Consider the following 20,558-nt stretch of genomic DNA (forward strand, 5'->3'; position numbering starts at 1 on the left):
GGTCACGAATCTGTGGAGTGCGTGTGAGCGAAACAGCATTCAAACTGGCCATGGAAGCCGTCGGAGGATGCCATGTCGATCACACGCCGCAGTTTCACCGCATCGCTGTGCGCAGGGTCTGCGCTGCCCAGCGCGCTCTGGTCGCAGCAGGACCCTGTCCTTCAGGCTATACGCAGCACATTGTATGGCCAAAGTGCAGAGTTTGAGGCGCAGATGGCGTTCCTGCAGCAGCGTGGTAATCCGGATGTTGTTCCGGCCCTCCTGACCGCATTGCGGTTCGCCGATCGCAGGCGCGACGACATCGCCGAAGTGATGGAGACTCTGACCGGGCAGAACCACGGCACCAACTGGTTTGACTGGATGCTATGGCAGGAGAAGAACCCGCAATTGGTGCCCCATCCCTCACTGATCCCGTTCAAGCGCGAGGTTTTGCTTGGTGTCGATCCTAATTTCGCCGCGTTCCTGCGCCCCGAGTATTTGCAACGCGACAAAATGAAGATCCGTCTGGAAGAGATCGCATGGGGCGGTGTGCGCAAAGATGGCATCCCCTCACTGGATAACCCGAAACTAATTGCGGCGGCAGACGCCAGTTATCTCAGGGATGATGATCTGGTTTTCGGCGTCACAATCAACGGGAACAAACGTGCCTACCCGCTGCGGATCATGGGTTGGCACGAGATGTTCAACGACGAAATCGGAGGCGTTCCGGTCGCGTTGGCTTATTGCACGCTCTGTGGGTCGGGCATTCTGTTTGAGACACAGGTGGCAGGACGGCGAAAACCGCTGATCTTCGGGTCATCGGGATTCCTGTATCGGTCAAACAAGCTTATGTTCGACCGCGAGACGCACTCACTGTGGAACCAATACACCGGCAAACCAGTCGTGGGCCCTTTGGTGAGCGGCGGAATCGAACTGAAGCAACGCCCGGTGGTGATTACAACATGGGAAAGCTGGAGCGCCTCTCATCCCGGAACAAGAGTGCTATCCCTTAAAACCGGGCATCGTCGGAATTACGGGTCGGGGGTGGTGTATCGCGAGTATTTCGCCTCACCCGAGTTGATGTTCCCGGCGCTGGTTGACCAGTCCCGGCATCAGCAGAAAGACTACGTCTTTACCATTCGCCAGTTTGGCGCGGCGCGGGCATGGCCTTTAAAGACGTTCTCCAAAACACGTGTGATCAATGACGCGATAGCCAACCGGCCTTTGGTCCTGATCGGCAATTCCGACAAGCGCGCGGTGCGAGCCTATGAGCGAGCAGACCGGCGTTTCTCGGCGGAGGATAGTGCGCTGGTGGATCAGTCCGGGCAGAAATGGACCATGACCGAAGAGGCGCTGATCGGCCCCGAAGGCACACGGTTGGCGCGCGTGGCAGGTCATATCTCGTACTGGTTCGCATGGGACAATTACCTGGGCGACGCAGCCACAGTGTACGGGAATTAGGAATGCTCTTCGGCCGCTGTGGCGGCCAGCGCCCGGTTATACGCCTTAAGCGCGTCAACGTGATAGAGCGCTCCAACCGGGGATTCGCTGCCGTCATCGTTTACAATAACAACCGGAATACAGGGAATGTCATCGCGGTCGAAATAGGGCATTGCGGCCTCAAGCGTGGCGCTCGCCTGTACGCAAAGGCCCTGTTCGATCATCTCTTGCGCTTCTTCACTGGTGATCGAGCGCGGACCGCCAATTGGGCGCATCACTGCACCGGCCCGCAGCAAAGCCAGCAGATAGGCCTGCGGCCCCGCCGCCAGGTGTACATTGCGGCGTTCCAACTGGGTCAGGAAGAACGACCGGTCCACCAGCCGCGACGCCAGCGCCGTAGACATCGACACCGAGACCATTACCGCCAGACCGATCTGCCAGTCTCCGGTCAGCTCGAATACAATAAGCGCGGTCGAGATCGGTGCGCCCAGTACGGCTGCTGCAACTGCCCCCATTCCGGCAAAGGCATAGAGCGTATGGGTGCCCGACACTTCCGGTAGCAAGCCGGTTGCGATCAGGCCAAAAGCTAGGCCGGTCAGCGCTCCGATCATCAACGAAGGTGAGAATATCCCGCCGCCCATGCGCCCGCCCATGGTGATGGCCACGGCAACAGTTTTGATGACAGCAAACAGTATTGCGGTTGTCAGCAACAGGTCACCGGTCAGGGCAAGGATCGTCGTTTCGTATCCGACGCCGATGATATGCGGAAACCAGATCGCAATAACCCCCAGCATCGCGCCCGATACCGCCGGGCGCAGCCAGCGCGGCAAGGACAGGCGCGACTGGATGTGAGATCCGATATCGTCCGCAAACAGCACTGATCGCATCAGCAGCAATGCAACGATCCCGCAGATTACCCCAAGCAACAAAAAGGCGGGCAGTTCCACGTAGAATTTGATGGCGCCGGGTGTCTCGAGAATGAATTCAGTCACGTCACCATAAGCAAGGCGGTTGATCACCGTACCCGCCACCGAAGCGATGACAATGGGCGCAAAAGCGTGAACGGCAAAGTGGCGCAGAACGACTTCGAGCGCGAACAGTGCCCCGGCAATTGGGGCGTTAAAGCTGGCGGATACGGCGGCGGCCACGGCACATCCCAGTAGATCGCGCCCGGTGATACCATCAGCATGTATCCGGTCACTGACCCAAGTCGAGATCACACCGGCCATGTGCACCACCGGACCTTCGCGCCCGGATGAACCGCCTGTGCTGAGGGTGATCAGGGACGCAAACATCGAGGCGATGCCTGCCTTGACCTCGACCCGCCCATCGGTCACGGCAGCCCCCTCGATCACATCGGCGACCGAGCGCACCCGCCCATCATCGGTGAACCTGTCCAGAATAAGTCCGACAACCAGCCCGCCGACAATGGGGATCAGAACCAGCCAGTACCACTCCAGCGTGGCGGCGAAACTATGAAGTTGCCGCAGATCCTCCGCGCCATAGACAAACCCCTGCAGCGCGGTAATTGACTGGCGAAAGAACAGCGCCATAAAACCTGCTGCAATCCCAATAGCCAGCGCGATGAACCAGAACTGAATCTGGCTGGGACCTCGACGTAGCATCACCCGCCACGCATCCTTCATCGCGGCCAGAGCCTGATTGAGCTGGTTGCGTAGAACGGTGCGGGTCGATTGGGTCATTGGCCCTCGGGGATCAGTGCGTACCCCTTAGTAAGCCACGGAGCGCCCTTATAAAAGTGGGATCGCGACGGTTTGGGGACTGGAAAGCGGCAGAATGGGTTCAGGCGTCCAGCAAAGCGCGGGCCGCGGCGCGGGCCTCGTCCGTTATGGTGTCGCCTGCAACCATACGAGCGATCTCGTCCACGCGGTCAGGATCGGCCAGAGGGATCACAGTTGAAAGGGTCTGTCCGTCGGCGACCTGTTTCTGCACCCTCCAATGATGAGCGGCCCGGGCAGCCACCTGCGGCGAGTGGGTCACCACCAAAACCTGCCCGCCCTGCGCCAGCGAAGCCAGACGGCGACCTACCGCATCGGCGGTAGCCCCGCCAACGCCACGGTCGATTTCATCGAAAATCATCGTTCGGGCACTGTCATCACCGGACAGGCAGACTTTGAGCGCCAGCAGAAAGCGGCTGAGTTCACCGCCCGAAGCGATCTTATTCAACGGGCCAGACGGCGCGCCAGGATTGGTGGCAACGGTGAACGCCACAGCATCAACCCCCTCGGGGCCGGCATCGGCGGCAGTGATTTCCGTTCTGAACACTGCACGTTCCATTTTCAATGGTGCAAGTTCTGCCATAACGGCTGCATCCAGTTGCCCTGCTGCCTGATGGCGCGCATCGCTGAGCGCACCTGCGGCAGCGCTGTAAGCGGCCTGAGCCGCCTCGACAGCAGCGCTTCGGTCGGCAAGATCGGCGTCACCCGCATCCAACGCATTCAGGCGCTCACGCAACGTGTCAGCGAATGCGCCCAGATCGTCCGGGGCAACATCATGTTTGCGGGCCAGCGCACGGATGGCAAACAATCGTTCCTCGGCGGCCTCCAACTCGGCGGGATTGAAATCCAGCGCTTGAAGGCAGGCGTTGACGCCGTCCTGCGCCTCGCCCAGTTCGATCAGTGCGCGCCCGAGCGCAGCGATCGGTTCTTCCAACTGCCCGCCTGCGTTGTCGGTCACGCCTTCCAACCAGCGCACAGCGTCAGACATCGCGCCTTCGGCCCCGTCGCCACCCAGCAGATCGAAGGCACGGGCAACGTCATCACGGATGCGCTCGGCCCCCTGCCTCATCCTGCGGCGCGCGTCCAGATCGGCATCCTCACCGGGCTGCGGGTCCAACTTGTCCAGTTCAGCCACTGAGTGGCGCAGGAATTCCTCTTCCGCGCGCATAGCAGCAAGGTTCGTCTCGGTCTCAGCCAAAGCCTTGCGCGCACGAGACATATCCGTCCATGCTGCGCGTACTGTCGCAAGGTGTTCGCCTATCCCGGCGTAATTATCCAACATGGTCCGGTGGCCGCGTGGGTTCAGCAATCCACGATCATCGTGCTGGCCATGCAATTCGATCAGGGTTTCCGACAGCGCCCGCAGCACCTCGCCGGAACAACGGCGGTCATTGACCCAAGCGGTCTTGCGACCCTCGGCCGTGTTGACGCGACGCAGGATCAGCTCTTCTCCGCTGGGCAAACCCGCATCGGTCAGAATCTCGTGTGCCGCGTGACCTTCGGGCAGTTCGAACTCGGCCACTACTTCACCCTGCGCGGCGCCTTGGCGGACCAATTCGGCCCGGCCCCGCCATCCCAGCACAAAGCCCAGCGAGTCCAGCAGGATTGACTTGCCCGCGCCGGTTTCACCGGTCAATGCATTCAGACCCGGCTGGAAGGTCAATTCCAACCGGTCGATGATCAGCATGTCGCGGATATCGAGGGCGCGCAGCATCGGATCTTAGCGTCCCACGCCTTTAGCCATGACGATTACAACCACTCACCTTTGATGGTCTGGCGGTAAATCTGGCTGAGCCAGTTGTTACCACGGCTCTTGAGCTCTAACCCACGCGAGGTCAGCAGCTTGTAGCCCGCATCGTACCATTCTGACGACTGGTAGTTGTAGCCCAAGATCGCACCAGCTGATTGCGCCTCATCCACCAGACCCAGCGACAGATACGCTTCGATCAGACGATAGAGCGCTTCGGCGGTGTGCGACGTGGTCTGGAAGTCCTCAACCACAACGCGGAAGCGGTTGATGGCGGCGGTATAGTGATCCTGACGCAGGTAATAGCGCCCGATCTCCATCTCTTTGCCCGCCAGATGGTCGAAAGCCAGATCGAATTTCAGCACTGCCGACGTTGCGTACTCGCTGTCGGGGTAAACCTCGATCACCGTGCGCAGCGATTGCAGTGCCTGAAAGGTCAGGCCCTGGTCGCGCCCAACCTCGTCAATCTGGTCGTAATAGCTCAGCGCCAGAAGGTACTGCGCATAAGCTGCATCTTCGTCGGTTGGGTAAAAGTCGATATAACGCTGCGCGGCTGCGCGGCTTTCCTCGTAATTCTTATCGGCGTGAAACGAAAACGCCTGCATGATCAGCGCGCGTTTGGCCCAGTCAGAATACGGGTACAGGCGCTCAACTTCCGAGAAATACCACGCTGCATCATCCGAGCGATTCTGCGACAGCTCGTACTCGCCACGGGTAAAGATCTGTTCTGGGGTAAACCCTTCCAGGTTCTGATCGCGGTCTGCGCCTTTGTTGCCGCATGCCGTCAAAACTGCTGCCAGAAGAATCGCGCCTGCGAATCTGACTGCCGCTTTGGTGCCAACCATTCCGCCTATCCTTGTCGTATTTCTATCGGGGTAAGCCCCGGATCGGGCTTCGGTTTAGCACAGATAATTCCGAGGCAAAACGCCTTAGTACGCCAGTTGGCGGAATTGTCGGCAGAGTTGATCCAATCAGGCAACTTCAGGGATTTCGTCCCAGACCAGACCTTGACCCGGCAGACGCGCGGCCTGTTCGGGGGTGCACAGGATCGGGCGCACTGCGCCGGGTGTCTCAAACAGCTTGCGCAACAGGGTGTTGGTCATCGCGTGACCGGACTTGTCACCGGTGAAGCGGCCCAGAATCGGACCACCAGCCAGATACAAATCACCCAAGGCATCCAGCATCTTGTGGCGCACGGCTTCATCCGCGTGGCGGAAACCGCCCGGCGTCAGCACTTCGTCACCCTGCACAACGACCGCGTTCTCTAACGTACCACCAAGGGCCAAACCGTTTTCGCGCATCGCTTCAACGTCAGTCCGGCGGCAGAAAGTGCGGCAATCGCTGAGTTCACGAGCGAAGGACCCGTTGCGCATATCCAGTGTTTTCGTCTGGCTACCGATGGCGCTGTCTTCAAAATCGATATGGAAATCGATGATCAGACCATCGGCCGGCGCAATCGAAGCGCTGGCTCCCTCGCGTGAGGCAGTAACAGGCTTGAGCACTTCGAAGGCCAGAACCGGGCTGGCCTGACGGCGCACGCCTTTGGCCATGATGCTACGCACGAACTCAATCGATGAGCCGTCCATGATCGGAACTTCGGGACCGTCGATCTCGATCAGTGCGTTGTGCACGCCGCATCCGGCCAGTGCGGCCATGATGTGCTCGATGGTAGAAACCGAAACGCCTGCGTCGTTCACCAAACGGGTGCACAGCGGCGTCCGCTCGACAACGTCATAGATCGCAGGGATGAGGGCATTGCCAAGCTCGATATCCGTCCGTTTGAACCAGATGCCGTGACCGGCGGCTGCCGGCTTCAGGACCATCGTCGCAGGCATGCCGCTGTGCAGCCCGACGCCTGTAAACGTGATCGGAGATTTGAGCGTATGTTGCAAAATAAACCTCGGTGAGTGGTGTCCGGCGTTCCCGCGCCGTGTTGAGCATTCAACTAAGGAAGCAAGCGGCTAGGCTCAACTCACTCTTTGTAACTGAATGAAACATGAATGTGACAGATCGGCAAAAGCCTGCTTACAGGTGCTTAAGAGATTGAATTTAAAAAGAAAAGGGCCGCCGTTTGGCGACCCTTTAAGGTTATTTTGTTACCGCGATCAGTTGGCCTGACGGCGTAGGAAAGCCGGAATTTCGATCCGATCCTGTTCGGGGTCGGCCTCTTCATGCGCAGGTGCCGTAGCGTCACCTTGGCGCAATGTCGGCTGCTGACGCACCGGTTGCGCCGGCGTATCAGCCGCGTGACCAGTCATCCGATCGATCAGGCGATTAAAGCCAAACCGGGGCCGATCCTGCCCGTCTGCCTGCTGTGTCGGGGCCGGTTGCGGCGCCTGCGGACGCGGTGCTGCATGACCACGCTCGGACGCGGGCACGTTCTGAACCGCGGCTTGCAGACGCTGCAGCGCCTCGGGTGATGGTGTTCCTGCGGTCTGTTGAGGCTGCGGAGCCACAAAGTTTTCCGGAGCGGCCTCGGCCGGCTCTGGCGTCGGTTCGAACTCGGCCACGCGCGGCTGATAGGCCGGGGGCGGCAAACCATCATCGTCCCGCTCTGCTTCCTGCCGGATTTGCGACGGTGCAGTTTCCTCGGTGGTTTCAAACAGCGAGGGCTCGCGGTTCACCTCGGGCTCCGGCTCCACTGCATCGGCCACTGCGGCTGGAGCCTCTTCCTGCTGCGGCTCTTCTGCGGATACCGTACGGGTCAGCGGTGCCGACATCGAGCGGCGCGCAACGGGGACATCCTCGTGCTTTTCGCTGGCGTCGATCCCTGTCGCAACCACCGAAACCCGCATGCCACCTTCCATATCGGTATCGAGGGTCGAACCGACGATGATGTTGGCCTCGGGATCCACTTCTTCGCGGATGCGATTGGCGGCTTCGTCCAGTTCGAACAAGGTCAGGTCGTGCGAGCCGGTAATGTTGATCAGGACGCCTTTTGCGCCTTTGAGGCTGATTTCGTCCAGCAGCGGGTTGGCGATCGCCTTCTCGGCGGCTTGAACCGCGCGATCTTCGCCGGTGGCCTCACCAGTACCCATCATCGCCTTGCCCATTTCGTCCATCACGGCACGTACGTCAGCAAAGTCGAGGTTGATCAGGCCCGGACGGACCATCAGGTCAGTCACCCCTTTGACGCCCTGGTACAGCACGTCATCCGCCATCGAGAACGCCTCGGTGAACGTGGTCTTTTCGTTGGCGAGGCGGAACAGGTTCTGGTTTGGAATGATGATCAGCGTGTCGACGACTTTTTGCAGGGCCTCAACGCCGTCTTCGGCCTGACGCATCCGCTTGGCACCTTCAAACTGGAAGGGCTTGGTGACAACACCAACCGTCAGCACACCCAGCTCACGCGCGGCTTGCGCGATGATCGGAGCGGCTCCAGTACCTGTGCCGCCGCCCATGCCAGCGGTGATAAAGCACATGTGCGCGCCCGCAAGGTGGTCAACGATCTGTTCAATGCTTTCTTCGGCGGCTGCGGCACCGACGGTCGGACGGGCCCCAGCCCCAAGACCTTCAGTAACCTTTACGCCCAGCTGCACCCGCGCCGAGGACTGGCTTTGTTGCAGCGCCTGCGCATCGGTGTTGGCGACCACAAAATCGACGCCGTCCAGCTGCTTTTCAATCATGTTGTTAACAGCGTTGCCGCCCGCACCGCCAACGCCAAATACTGTAATCCGAGGCTTCAGTTCGTCGTGCCCGGGCATCGAAAGATTCAATGTCATGCTCTGTCCGCCTGTTTTATTTACCCGCCAAAGCGGTGTTTTTCTTACCTATCCGCTAACAATCCTACCGACCGAAACCGCAAACGTCACGCCAAAAATCGCGCGAATCCACAAAATATGGAGGAAATAAGGCACAAGTCAGCAGTATTTCGCATTGATTGCCAGATGTTGCGGAAGGAACTCAATGCAGCACAAAACAAGCGACACCTACACCGAAGCTGAAATGTGCGTCACCCGACAAAAAACACCGATTCTAAAGATGCGGAAAACTGCTCAGGTCCTGCCGCAGGGCCTCTGACGGGCCTTGTGGATATCTTGCGGGATAACGTTGGCTGCTGCAACCCATTTCTTTAGCTAATTGGGGTACTTGGACAGTTTAACCCGTCATCGGTGATGCTGCGCACCTCTTGAATTTCGGAACGGGTAAAAGTTGCCAGACGCACCATCAGACGATCGTTGTGCAGAAAGGGCCACCAGCAAACTGGCAAGCCATCAGGGTCGTCGTCGTACAAAAAGCAGATTTGTCCGTTGGGCGTGGTGATTTGGCCATAGACGCAGCCCCGTCCTTCCATCCGCCAAACCGAAAGGCTGGGGCTCAGGAATTCCTCAGTGCCTACCAGAATACCGCTGGGGTAGTCGTGGAACCTCACTGTTTTACCCTGAACGGCGCTCAGAAAAGCCTCGGGCGTGATCCGGGTCTGAGCTTGCGTCGCCACTGGTGTCAGCGCGACAAAAAACGCGCACCCGACTGCCTTACCAATTGTCACGGAACCAGCGCACAGCACGTTTGAACGGGCGCGCGGCATAGGTGTCGACCGGAATTTCGAAATCCCACCATTCGTCTTGGGGATGCGCCGCAAACAAGCTGAGTCCCACAACTGACGAGAACCCCGGCCCTGTCGCCGATTGCGGCAGACCATGAACCCGCAGCGGGCGACCCAGGCGAACACGCTGGCCCAGAATGCGCGTTGCCAATCCGTCCAGGCCCATGATCTGGCTACCGCCACCGGTCAGCACGATCTGCTGAATCGGCATGTGATCAAAGCCTGCGGCATCCAGACGGATGCGGACCTCTTCCAGGATTTCTTCGACGCGGGGGCGCATGATGCCGATCAATTCAGCGCGACTAACCGTGCGACGGTCATGTTCCCAATCACCGGTATCGCCGCCGATGTCGATCAGATCGCGATCATCGGCACCAGTCGCGTGAACTCCACCGTTAAAAGTCTTGATTCGCTCGGCGACCGAGGCCGGAACACCCAACCCCATCGAGATATCCGCCGTGACGTGATCACCACCCATTCGCACGCAATCGGCGTAGATCATGTGCTTTTTCATGAAGATCGAGACACTGGTCGTACCGCCGCCCATGTCGATACAGGCTGCACCCAGCTCCTGCTCATCCTCAACCAGTGCGGAAATCCCGGATACGTAGGCCGAGTTCGCAATTCCCGCCAGCTCCAGATCGCAGCGCTTGATACAACGCACGATGTTCTGAATCGCCGCGGCATCGACGGTCAGCATGTGCATGTCCACGGCGAGGCTTTGGCCCATTTGTCCGCGCGGGTCGATCAGGCCAGAACGGTTATCCAGTGCGAAATTCACCGGCTGGGCGTGCAAAACCTCTCGGCCCGCTCCGTAATCCGGGACATCGCAGGCATTTAGCACGCGGCCGACCTCGGCCTCGCTCACGACCTGACCTTCGAGGTCCACCTGAGCGTCCAGACCATAAGACCGGGGGTTCGCGCCTGAGAAACAGGCAATCACATGATCCACCCGAATATCAGCCATCTTTTGTGCCGCTTGAAGGGCGGTGCGGATGGCGCGTTCGGTTTCCTGCATCGCAGTGACTTCGCCGAACTGCACCCCGCGCGACCGTGTTGTCGCAGCGCCGATCACGCGAAACCCGCTCTGACCCGCCAGCGAGCCGATGCTGTTATCTTCGCTTAGGCGACCAGTGCCGTCGAACCGCAACACAAGGCATGAAATCTTGGAACTGCCGACGTCCAGAATAGCGACAACACCGCGTTGCATCGCCTGTCTGCGCATCTGCCGCATGGCCCGTTGGGACTGATAAAGATCGGTCATCATGGTCGTTACTGCCCGTTACCCACTGTCACTTTTGTATTCCACCAGTCTTCGCTGGCAGCTTTGGTCATCCTGATTGTCGGCCGCTGCCCAAGGCGCATGTCAACCACGGCCACGTCGCGCTCCAATAGGTCCTGCACCTCGTTCACCGCCAGCACACGTTCCAGCGCGCGAACTGGGCGTTCGGGTGGCAGCATGATGCGCTGCCCGCGATCCAGAACCAAATCCCACCGGCGTTCACCGATCCGCACAAGGCCACGAACCCGCGCACCCAGACTGCGGGCGGTTGCCATCAGCGCCAGCGCCTCGGATACATGTGCGTCTGCACCTTTGCCCGCGATCAGCGGCAGGTTGGAGTGAACCTTACGCGACGCGATGCGTTCCACATGCGCACCGGTTTCGTCCAGCAACTCGATCCCCCTGCGGGTACGCCACACAACAACCGGTTGACGCTCAACAACATCCACCTGCAAAATGCCTCCGGGGCGCACGCGCACTGTGGCCGATTTGACCGGATTCAGCCCGGTGATCGTGTCGCGGATTTGTTCAACGTCCAGATCCCACGAACTGATCGGGAAATCCAATGGCACCACTTCGCGGATATCTTCGGACAGATTGGTGCCCGCCCCGTCGATCGCCATCAGGTTGACCATGAATTCCGGGCGCTGCTGGATCGATGTCTTGATGTCAGCGACATATGCCACCATCGCCTCGCGCCGTTCTGCCGATCCGAAATAAAGCCCCACCGCCGCGCACACCGCAAGCATCGGCAGCCCGATTTTCAGGCCACGCCGCACGCCCGGCGTCAGCATCCAGCGCTGCATCCTGTAACTCAGACGCGACGGTGCCGGATCAAAGCGCTGTGACTTACGGCCGAAAACTTTACCTCCACTCAAGCGGATTTTGGGGTCTGCATCGGGCCGTGCGCCAGAACTGAAATCTGCGTCCGGACCCGCCAGAGGTTTCGAGCGGTGGATCACCGGTGCGCGTGTAGCCCTTAGCGGTCGCATGAGGCATCCTCTACCATCCAGGCGCACAATTGCCCGAACGTCATGCCCACATGAGCCGCCTGTTCGGGGACCAGAGAGGTCGGCGTCATACCGGGCTGCGTGTTCGTTTCCAGAAGGAACAGGCCATCTGCGCCCTCGCGGTCGTCCCAGCGGAAATCAGTGCGGCTGACCCCCTTGCACCCCAACGCATTATGCGCCGTCAGAGCATGGCCCATACAAAGGTCAAAAATCTCGGTCGGGATATCGGCAGGCACAACATGCCACGATCCGCCGGGTTTATACTTGGCGTCATAGTCGTACCAGCCGCCATCGGTCATGATCTCGGTCACGGTCAGAGCGCGGTCACCCATCACGGTGACTGTCAGCTCACGCCCCGCGACGTATTTCTCAACCATCACGTATTCAGGCATTTCCTCCGACAATTGCGGAGGCCCGTTAGAACCTTCGTGGACGATGTAAATACCGACGCTGGACCCTTCGTTGTTGGGTTTGGCCACGTAAGGAGGCTCCATCACGTGAACCTCAATAACCTCTACCCTGGGCACGATCACGCTGGGAACCACGGGCAGGCCTTCGGCCTGATACACCTCTTTACTGCGCTGCTTGTCCATGGCCAGGGCCGATGCCAGAACACCGGAATGCGTGTACGGAATCTGCATCCACTCCAGCAGGCCCTGCACACAGCCATCCTCGCCCCAGCGGCCATGCAGGGCGTTGAATACCACATCCGGTTTGATGTCCAAAAGGCGCGCGTAGAGGTCAGGACCTGCGTCCAGTTCGACCACTTCAAAGCCTTCTCCCTTGAGGGCGGCCGCGCATTCGCGCCCAGAGCTGAGAGACACCTCGCGTTCCGCCGAGGGTCCACCCATCAATACCGCCACTTTGGGGGTTGTCCTGCTCGACATTCCCACTTCGTGCGCCTCAATGTCCCCGGACCTTATGTCGTGGTCCGTACTGCGTTTATGCCTTTGATCCGTCGCCTAAAATTGCCTGTTATTGGTCTGACGGCCGGGGCTTTATTTTTTCAGCGGATCACCGACCCGCATGATTTCCCACTCTAGCGTGATGCCGCTTGTTTCGTAAACCTTTTTTCGCACCTCTTCCCCCAGACCCTCAAGGTCAGCGGCCGTGGCCGTGCCAGTGTTGATCAGGAAATTCGAGTGCTTCGGGCTCATCTGCGCGCCGCCTTTTGTGGCGCCGCGCATCCCGGCATCGTCGATCACTTTCCAGGCCTTGAGGTCATGCACGTCGTCGGCTTGCCCGGTCGATGAAAACCCCGCCGGATTGCGGAAAGTTGACCCGGCGCTGCGATCCTTGGTGGGCTGGGTTTCGTCGCGCTTCTGCAGTTGGGCCGCCATGCGGGCATGCAGCTCTGCCGGATCACCCAGTGGACCTTCGAACGTGGCCGAAACCAGAACCGCGCCATCGGGCAAGTCTGACTGGCGGTAGCGGAAGTTCAGATCATCAGTGTTCAGCTCGACCAACTCGCCCTGCCGGGTGACGACGGTTGCCGTTTGCAAAACATCTGCGGTGTAACTGCCATAGCAACCCGCGTTCATCCGCACCGCTCCACCGATTGAGCCCGGAATGGTGCGCAAAAAGGTCAAATCCACGCCCGCGTCCGCCGCCTTGCGTGCCACATGCGCGTCCAGCGCCGCGGCACCTGCCGTGACCACATTCCCCTCAACCGAGATACCATTGAACCCGCGCCCCAGCCGGATCACCACGGCCCGCAACCCTCCGTCGCGGACAATGAGGTTGGATCCGACGCCCATCGGGAAGATAGAGACATTATCAGGCAGATCGCGCAGGAAGGCTTGTAGATCCTCCACATCGGCAGGTTGAAACAAGTAGTCCGCCGGGCCGCCAACGCGCAGCCATGTGAGGTCGTTGAGCGCGCGGTTTTCGGTGAGTTTGCCGCGAATTGAAGAGAAAGCGAATGTCATCCGCATCTTCTAAACTTGACCTACGTGGATGTCATCCTCAGAAGAGGAGGTATTTACAGCCCACCCAATACTTTTTCTATCAAACCCGCAGCTATCCCGATTGCTGCCCCGATCGTTGCGGGCAATAGCACTAAATTAAGCGAAATAGATTGAATATAGGCGGTATCCGAGGGCGGTTGGCCGCGTGCAACGCTAAAGTGCAGAAATGCAGACAACAAAACGAGTCCACCAAGAAAACTAGCATTCAGCCAATGCTGACCGCCATTCGCAAGAAAGCTAGATACTGCCGCTGCGGCTAGGAACGCAGCTGTAGGAACGAAAATAAAATAATGAAAAAAGTGTCACTCTTGTGGACGCCCCAAGGCTCGCAACCACCGGCCAAGATAAATCACCGGCCAACGCAACACCGACATGCCCATCGCCAAAACAATCAATCCGATCCACGGCCCGTTCTGCAAGGTGACGTACCCCAATATCGGGATACCCACAGCGATCAGGACGTAGGCGCGGGTCCAGTGGTTATCCTTGCTGGGCAGCATCGCCAGAATATTCGCGGTAATACCCCATAGTGCGGCAAGAGCGATGGACCAACTCATTCCTCAACCTCCCGTCCTGCCCAGCGGGACCAATAATGGCGGATCGGCCTGCGGAACATGGACGCAAATCCGGCAAAAGCCAAAACCGAAATGAACCAGCCGAAATCATAGCCAATCCACACGATCATCACAGGGGCAAGGGCGAACAGCACAATCCCCGGCGGGAATTGCAAGCGCATTGGCAGCATCGCCACGATTGTCGAGGCAATGACCCACAAGGCAGCGAATACGACCGAATACACCAATTGCCCCTCCGAGGACGCCTATGACTGTAGTTGCGGCGCCACCCTTTAAACTCGCGCTGCGGCAGAGTCCATTGAGTCAAACAGCCTGTTTTTGCAGTAAACGATCAGGCAGCCCGTTAGCCCATGCACTGATCGTCCCGGCCCCAAGGCACACAACCATGTCGCCGGGACGCGCCTGTTCGCGCACAAGCCGCTCAAGATCCTTTTCATCCAACAAAGCGCGGGAATGGCGGTGACCGTGCCTGATCAGGCCCTGCACCAGATCGTCGCGCGAGGCACCTTCGATCGGATCCTCTCCAGCGGCGAATACCTCGGCGATGGCTACAACATCCGCGTCGTTGAAGCAGGTGCAGAAATCGTCAAACAGATTGGACAGTCGCGAGTAACGGTGCGGCTGATGCACGGCAATGACACGACCATCGGTCGCCTGCCGAGCGGCCTTCAAAACGGCTGCGATTTCAACCGGGTGGTGGCCGTAATCGTCGATGATCGTGACGCCGTTGACTTCGCCCACTTTTGTAAAGCGGCGGTTTACGCCGCCAAAATTGGCCAGCGCATCGCGAATTTCCGAGGCTTTCATTCCCAGATGACGGGCCACAGCAGCGGCAGACAGCGCGTTCGAAACGTTGTGATCCCCTGGCATCGGAAGGGTACAGCCTTCGATCATCGTATCTTCGTATTGCAGATGGATATCGAAATGGGCGATGCCGCGCTTGTAGGTCAGGTTCACCGCCCTGACGTCGGCCTGCGCATTGAACCCGTAAGTCCGCACCCTGCGGTCGGTGATGCGGCCCACTAGCGTCTGAACCTCGGCGTGGTCGGTGCAGCAGACCGCCAGACCATAGAATGGCAGATTCGAGACGAACTCGTAGAAGCCGTCGCGCAGTTTGTCGAAATCGCCCCAATGCTCCATATGCTCGGGGTCGATATTGGTGACGATTGCAATGGTCGCAGGCAAGCGGTTGAACGAGCCGTCGGACTCATCGGCCTCAACCACCATCCATTCCCCCTGCCCCATACGCGCGTTCGAGCCATAGGCATGGATGACGCCGCCATTGATCACGGTCGGGTCAAAGTCACCGGCCACCATCAGCTCGGCCATCATGGTCGTCGTGGTGGTTTTGCCATGCGTTCCGGCGATAGCGATGTTGGACTTGAGGCGCATCAGCTCGGCCAGCATATCGGCGCGGCGTACAACCGGCAGGCCCATTGCCCGCGCACCGTCCAATTCGGGGTTGCCGGGTTTGATGGCGGTCGAAACGACAACCACGGCAGCGTTGTCCAGATTTTCAGCGCGCTGGCCGATAAAGATATCCGCCCCCAGACCAGCCAACCGGTCCGTGATCTTGGAGGCTTTCAGATCCGATCCCTGCACCCGATAGCCCAGGTTAAGCAGAACCTCGGCAATGCCGGACATCCCGATCCCACCAATCCCTACGAAATGGATCGGTCCTACGTCTTGCGGCAGTTTGGTTGCAGGATTCATGCTGTCTCCTTCTGTGCCAGTTGTTCGACTAGGGCTACCAGACGCTCGGTCGCGTCGGGGGCACCAGTCGAGAGCGCGGCGCGGGCCATCTTTTGCGCGGCTTCGGGGTTGGTCAGAACTGCGGTGATTTGCTCTGTCAGCGAGGGAACGTCAAGCGCGTTTTCGGGGATCATAATCGCCCCACCGGCCTGAACCAGCCCACGCGCGTTGGCGGTCTGGTGATCTCCTGCAGCGGCGGCAAACGGGATCAGGACCGAGGGCCGCCCGATAACCGAGATATCGGCAACGCTGGACGCGCCCGACCGCGAGATGACCAACTGTGCGTCAGACATGCGCCGCGGGACGTCCTGAAAGAAACTTTTGACCTCGGCCCGGATGCCGTGATCGGCGTAAAAGGTGGTGACCCGTTCGCCATCTTCATCGCGGGCCTGATGCGCAACGCGAATATGGCTGCGCAGGTCTTCGGGCAAAGCGGCAATCGCACCGGGTACGACATCACTAAGGATACGCGCGCCCTGCGATCCGCCCATCACCAGAACCGACATGGGGTAGTCGCCGGGCGGGATATAGCCCGCTGCCGCGCGCTCTAACACCGCAGCACGAACCGGGTTGCCTGTGTGAACACCGTGCGCCCCTTCGGGCAAGTCCGTAGGCCAGACACCGCAGGCCACTTGCGACACGCGGATAGCGAAAAGCTGGTTCACCCGCCCCAGGATACCGTTTTGTTCGTGGATCATGCGCGGGATTTTCAGCATCGTCGCTGCACCCAGTGCAGGGATCGATGGGTATCCCCCAAAGCCAACGACGACGCCCGGCCGATCCCGCATCATCTGAAGCACCATGCTGGTGGCACCTGCGGCAATCTTGGGCCCGACCATTGCCTTTGCGGCCAGTCCACCGCGGGCAAAAGTGGCCGAAGTGGCTTCGACAATTTCGGTCGAATGCGGAAAGCCGCTGGTGTAGCGCGCGCCTCGGGCGTCGGTAGACAGGCGCACGCGCCAGCCCTTGTTCAACATTGCCTCGGACAGCGCCTGGGCGGGAAACATATGGCCCCCGGTGCCGCCAGCCGCAATCAACAGATAAGGTTTGCCCATTATCCTCTTCCGCGCAGAATATCGCCAAGTTCGCCCTGTGGGCGGCTGCGGGTAAACGCCAAAAGCATTCCGACCGCAATACCCCCTGCGATCAGGGACGAGCCCCCATAGCTGACGAACGGCAAAGTCATGCCTTTCGCGGGCAGCAGACGCACCGCCACGCCCATGTTAATCATCGCCTGGACGCCAAACATGCAGGCTAGGCCGGTTCCGGCCAGACGAATAAACATGTCACGCTCGCGCATCAGCCGCAGCAACGAACGCACGACAATCAGCGAATAAAGCGCGATGATGATCAGCACCAGAATCAACCCGTATTCCTCGGCCGCGACGGCGATGATGAAATCGGTATGGGCATCGGGCAGCGACCATTTCACCTGCCCCTCACCGACACCGACCCCGAACAGCCCCCCTTCGCGAATGGCGTTGGTGGCGTATCCCAGCTGAGTGGTTGGGTCGACCTCTTGATTCAGAAAACCGTCGATGCGGCGGGCAAAGTGTTCCGAATTCGAATAGGCGACCATGCCCCCCAAAACCACGACACCCGCCATGCCAACCAGCAACAGCATGGGGGCACCAGCGACAAAATACATCACTCCCCAGCCAAACAGGATCAGACAAGCCTGCCCGAAATCAGGCTGCATCACCAGCATACCGACAATTGCCATGCACAGCGCAAAAGACCACAACCGCCCCGGAGGGCCGTTGATCTCCTGCGACGCAGCCAAAAGCCACGCGGCAACGACGATAAAACCTGGCTTCAGAAACTCGGACGGCTGCAACGACGCAAAGCCCAGCGAATACCACCTGACCGCACCCTTGCCGAAATCGGTGCCAAACACCGGCAGAAAGGCCAGCGCCACAAAAGCTGCCAGAAAGCCCAGCACTGCCAACCGCCTTACCAGCGTAGGAGACATCATCGAGGTCAACAGCATCGCAATGAGCGCCATTCCGCCGAAAAACGCCTGCCGCTCGACATAGTGGAAGGGATCGAAGCCATTGCGCCCCGCCAGCGGTGGCGATGAGGCCAGTCCCAGCAACAACCCTATGACAAACAGGATCAGCACGCAGGACATCGTCCAGCGGTCAATTGTCCGCCACCATTTTGGTAGAATCGGTTCGCCGCGCTGGTCCTGGACCGCGCCATACACCATCTCAGTCATGAGATACCGCCACTTTCTGCCTCGTTCACGTCCCGTTTTCGGGATCTGTTTGAGAGTCTACAGGGAATTTGGCGTTTGGGCTAGTGGAATGAGCCGGACAAACCCGACGAATGGTATAGGAAAGCATGTTTCGGCTTTTTTAAAGATCGGATTTCGAATTAGTGTTGCGGCATGAAGCACAATCTTCTTCATAGCGTGGCACATAATTTCACGGACTCTCTTGTCGGAGGCCTAAGTTTCGTCGCGCCACCCCATGTGATTTCGGCGAATGTTTTTGCAGAAGCCGCATGTACGGAAGAAGGTTTTTTTGTTGCAGACTTTTTGACTGGTCGTGTTCAAGGAACCTTGCTCGACGATGATATAGCAACGATCATTCCTTTGTATCGAAACGCTTTCCCGAGTTTCTGTGAGAAGCACTGTGTAAATTATTCTGACTACAATGCATTTCGCGTTCGTTTTGTTTCTGGATCAAACGGAAACAGGTACATAATCACAATCGAAGACCGTAGTGGACGTAGATCATCGCGTGAATATTTAGGCAGCAACGGGAAAAGAGCCAAAGTCACTGATGACCAAGGAAGAGTGCGGCCAAAGCTCTTGGATTTTCCGCTAGACTGACCAAGTCTTTCTCATACAATCCAAGACGTGCATTAACCGCTGTCGTGTTTGACCGCAATTTCTGCAAACTCTTGCTTTCACCGCCAATTCACGCCAAGCGCAGCGCATGACCTATGACACGATCATCCTCGGAGCCGGTGCCGCCGGTATGATGTGCGCCGCCCATTGCGGCGGGCGTGTGTTGGTGATCGACCATGCCAAAGCTCCGGGTGAGAAAATCCGTATCTCGGGCGGCGGGCGCTGCAATTTTACCAATATGTATGCGGGCCCCAGCAATTTCCTGTCTCAGAACCCACATTTCTGCAAATCTGCGTTAGCACGCTACACACAGTGGGATTTCGTTGATCTGGTCGGACGTCATGGCATTACGTGGCACGAGAAAACACTGGGGCAATTGTTCTGTGACGGCTCTTCAAAACAGATCATCCAGATGCTGCTGAGCGAGATGACGCACGCCGGGGCCGAACTATGGGTGCGGGCCGAGCTGAAAGGCTTGCGCAAGACCGAAAGCGGCTTCGCTCTGGAGGTTGACCGCGAGGGGCAACGCGTCAGCCTGTCCTGCTCCAATCTGGTGCTGGCCACGGGCGGCAAGTCGATCCCAAAGATGGGCGCGACCGGATTGGCCTATGATATTGCAAAACAGTTCGGATTACACATGACCGAGACGCGGGCGGCGCTGGTGCCGTTCACCTTCTCGGATGGCAAATTCAAGGACCTGTCCGGCGTGTCCCTGCCCGTGCGGCTGTCAAACGACCGCACCAGCTTTGACGAGGCATTGCTATTCACCCATCGCGGCCTCAGCGGGCCATCAGTGCTGCAACTGTCATCCTACTGGCGCGAGGGCGAAGCGATCCGAGTCAACCTGATCCCCGATCTGCCCTTGTTCGATCTGCTGCGCGATCAGCGCCAGGCCGGAGGGCGCAAGGCGCTGACTACCGAGCTGGCCCGCCACCTGCCCGCGCGGCTGGTGGATTACCTAAGCCGACACCTGCCGATGGCAGGCAACCTGGCCGACCAGTCCGACGCCGCACTGACCGAGCTGTTCGACGCCCTCTCCGACTGGCTTCTGACGCCCTCGGGGACCGAAGGGTATCGCACCGCAGAGGTTACGCTAGGAGGGATCGATACAAGTGATCTGTCGTCGAAAACGATGGAGGCCAGGGATGTCCCCGGCCTCTATGCGATTGGCGAAGCGGTCGATGTCACCGGCTGGTTGGGCGGATACAATTTCCAGTGGGCATGGTCCTCGGGCCACGCCGCCGGAACGGCCATCGCGACCCTTTAGCCTACGACGTTATAACCGCGTCCGCGCATGCAGTTGCGCACGATGACTTCCTGGTTTTGCGTATTGCTGATCGCGCTTGCACCGGCACCAACCAGGGCACCTGCCACTGCGGCGCGGCCAAGATCGCTGGCGCTGTCATCTATAATGGCTTTGGTGCCTGCCGCACCTGCAGCGCCAATGGCTGCGGCACCAGCGGTGTTACTATCGACCACTCCCTGCTGGCGGGCCAGAGCCTGACACTGGGCCAGATCGGCGTTGTAGTTCGGGCCAACAGGTCCATCGACGATAGGCTGATAATTCGCCCCAACATTCGAACAGGCCCCGACAACCAGAGCGGCGGGAAGGATCATAGAAAGCTTACGGTATGGCATAGTCATAACCTCGTGTTGAATTTGCAGGC

General features: G+C 59.1%; 19 protein-coding genes. 3 read left to right on the top strand and 16 right to left on the bottom strand.

All coding sequences use genetic code 11. The features are described 5' to 3' along the window. The first annotated feature begins 72 nt into the window (after positions 1-72). A complete protein-coding gene (locus ACR0IY_RS06280; protein WP_480671382.1) occupies positions 73-1,440 on the top strand; it encodes a DUF3179 domain-containing protein in 1,368 nt (455 codons plus the stop codon). On the opposite strand, the gene ACR0IY_RS06285 is transcribed toward ACR0IY_RS06280, so the two are convergent. The 15 genes from ACR0IY_RS06285 to ftsW all read right to left on the bottom strand — a co-directional run bounded on the left by ACR0IY_RS06285 (position 1,437) and on the right by ftsW (position 18,255). Continuing rightward, a complete protein-coding gene (locus tag ACR0IY_RS06285; protein ID WP_480671384.1) occupies positions 1,437-3,122 on the bottom strand; it encodes a chloride channel protein in 1,686 nt (561 codons plus the stop codon). The genes ACR0IY_RS06280 and ACR0IY_RS06285 overlap by 4 nt on opposite strands. Positions 3,123-3,222: 100 nt before the next feature. Further along, on the bottom strand, positions 3,223-4,872 hold the full coding sequence (gene recN, locus ACR0IY_RS06290; protein ID WP_480671386.1) for a DNA repair protein RecN: 1,650 nt from the start codon (positions 4,870-4,872) through the stop codon (positions 3,223-3,225). A gap of 35 nt (positions 4,873-4,907) precedes the next feature. Further along, complete coding sequence (locus ACR0IY_RS06295) at positions 4,908-5,750, bottom strand: outer membrane protein assembly factor BamD (RefSeq protein WP_480671388.1); 843 nt, start codon at positions 5,748-5,750, stop codon at positions 4,908-4,910. Positions 5,751-5,876: 126 nt separating this feature from the next. After that, positions 5,877-6,797, bottom strand: coding sequence for a UDP-3-O-acyl-N-acetylglucosamine deacetylase (gene lpxC / locus ACR0IY_RS06300; RefSeq protein ID WP_480671390.1), 921 nt, complete (start codon positions 6,795-6,797; stop codon positions 5,877-5,879). 213 nt (positions 6,798-7,010) lie between these two features. Next, the gene (gene ftsZ / locus ACR0IY_RS06305; RefSeq protein ID WP_480671391.1) at positions 7,011-8,627 is read right to left on the bottom strand and encodes a cell division protein FtsZ; all 1,617 of its coding nucleotides are present in this window, start codon (positions 8,625-8,627) and stop codon (positions 7,011-7,013) included. 350 nt (positions 8,628-8,977) lie between these two features. Continuing rightward, positions 8,978-9,394 carry a hypothetical protein gene (locus tag ACR0IY_RS06310; RefSeq protein WP_480671393.1) on the bottom strand — a complete coding sequence of 139 codons (417 nt, stop codon included), beginning with the start codon at positions 9,392-9,394 and terminating at the stop codon, positions 8,978-8,980. Beyond that, entirely contained in the window at positions 9,381-10,715 is a 1,335-nt protein-coding gene (gene ftsA, locus ACR0IY_RS06315) for a cell division protein FtsA (RefSeq protein ID WP_480672083.1), read from the bottom strand. The genes ACR0IY_RS06310 and ftsA overlap by 14 nt, the downstream gene beginning before the upstream one ends. A gap of 8 nt (positions 10,716-10,723) precedes the next feature. Further along, on the bottom strand, positions 10,724-11,725 hold the full coding sequence (locus ACR0IY_RS06320; RefSeq protein ID WP_480671395.1) for a cell division protein FtsQ/DivIB: 1,002 nt from the start codon (positions 11,723-11,725) through the stop codon (positions 10,724-10,726). Beyond that, positions 11,713-12,630 (bottom strand): D-alanine--D-alanine ligase, encoded by a 918-nt coding sequence (locus ACR0IY_RS06325; RefSeq protein WP_480671397.1) that lies wholly within the window; start codon positions 12,628-12,630, stop codon positions 11,713-11,715. Before ACR0IY_RS06325 ends, ACR0IY_RS06320 begins: the two co-directional genes overlap by 13 nt. Positions 12,631-12,741: 111 nt before the next feature. Further along, positions 12,742-13,671 carry a UDP-N-acetylmuramate dehydrogenase gene (gene murB / locus ACR0IY_RS06330; RefSeq protein ID WP_480671399.1) on the bottom strand — a complete coding sequence of 310 codons (930 nt, stop codon included), beginning with the start codon at positions 13,669-13,671 and terminating at the stop codon, positions 12,742-12,744. Between the two features lie 341 nt (positions 13,672-14,012). Further along, entirely contained in the window at positions 14,013-14,267 is a 255-nt protein-coding gene (locus tag ACR0IY_RS06335) for a DUF2484 family protein (protein WP_480671401.1), read from the bottom strand. Then, positions 14,264-14,509 carry a DUF2484 family protein gene (locus ACR0IY_RS06340; protein ID WP_480671403.1) on the bottom strand — a complete coding sequence of 82 codons (246 nt, stop codon included), beginning with the start codon at positions 14,507-14,509 and terminating at the stop codon, positions 14,264-14,266. Before ACR0IY_RS06340 ends, ACR0IY_RS06335 begins: the two co-directional genes overlap by 4 nt. 79 nt (positions 14,510-14,588) lie before the next feature. Beyond that, positions 14,589-15,998, bottom strand: coding sequence for a UDP-N-acetylmuramate--L-alanine ligase (gene murC / locus ACR0IY_RS06345; protein ID WP_480671405.1), 1,410 nt, complete (start codon positions 15,996-15,998; stop codon positions 14,589-14,591). Continuing rightward, positions 15,995-17,092 (bottom strand): UDP-N-acetylglucosamine--N-acetylmuramyl-(pentapeptide) pyrophosphoryl-undecaprenol N-acetylglucosamine transferase, encoded by a 1,098-nt coding sequence (locus ACR0IY_RS06350; RefSeq protein ID WP_480671407.1) that lies wholly within the window; start codon positions 17,090-17,092, stop codon positions 15,995-15,997. Before ACR0IY_RS06350 ends, murC begins: the two co-directional genes overlap by 4 nt. Further along, complete coding sequence (gene ftsW / locus ACR0IY_RS06355) at positions 17,092-18,255, bottom strand: putative lipid II flippase FtsW (RefSeq protein WP_480671409.1); 1,164 nt, start codon at positions 18,253-18,255, stop codon at positions 17,092-17,094. Before ftsW ends, ACR0IY_RS06350 begins: the two co-directional genes overlap by 1 nt. A 171-nt stretch (positions 18,256-18,426) precedes the next feature. Here ftsW and ACR0IY_RS06360 point away from each other — a divergent pair, with 171 nt between their 5' ends. Next, positions 18,427-18,873, top strand: a complete 447-nt coding sequence (locus ACR0IY_RS06360; protein WP_480671411.1) for a hypothetical protein — start codon at positions 18,427-18,429, stop codon at positions 18,871-18,873. Positions 18,874-18,979: 106 nt separating this feature from the next. After that, positions 18,980-20,158 carry a BaiN/RdsA family NAD(P)/FAD-dependent oxidoreductase gene (locus ACR0IY_RS06365; protein WP_480671413.1) on the top strand — a complete coding sequence of 393 codons (1,179 nt, stop codon included), beginning with the start codon at positions 18,980-18,982 and terminating at the stop codon, positions 20,156-20,158. Here ACR0IY_RS06365 and ACR0IY_RS06370 read toward each other — a convergent pair. Further along, positions 20,155-20,529: a glycine zipper family protein gene (locus ACR0IY_RS06370; RefSeq protein WP_480671415.1), complete on the bottom strand. Its 375-nt coding sequence runs from the start codon at positions 20,527-20,529 to the stop codon at positions 20,155-20,157. The genes ACR0IY_RS06365 and ACR0IY_RS06370 overlap by 4 nt on opposite strands. Positions 20,530-20,558: the final 29 nt, after the last annotated feature.

This window comes from Ruegeria sp. BC1 (genome assembly GCF_056539305.1).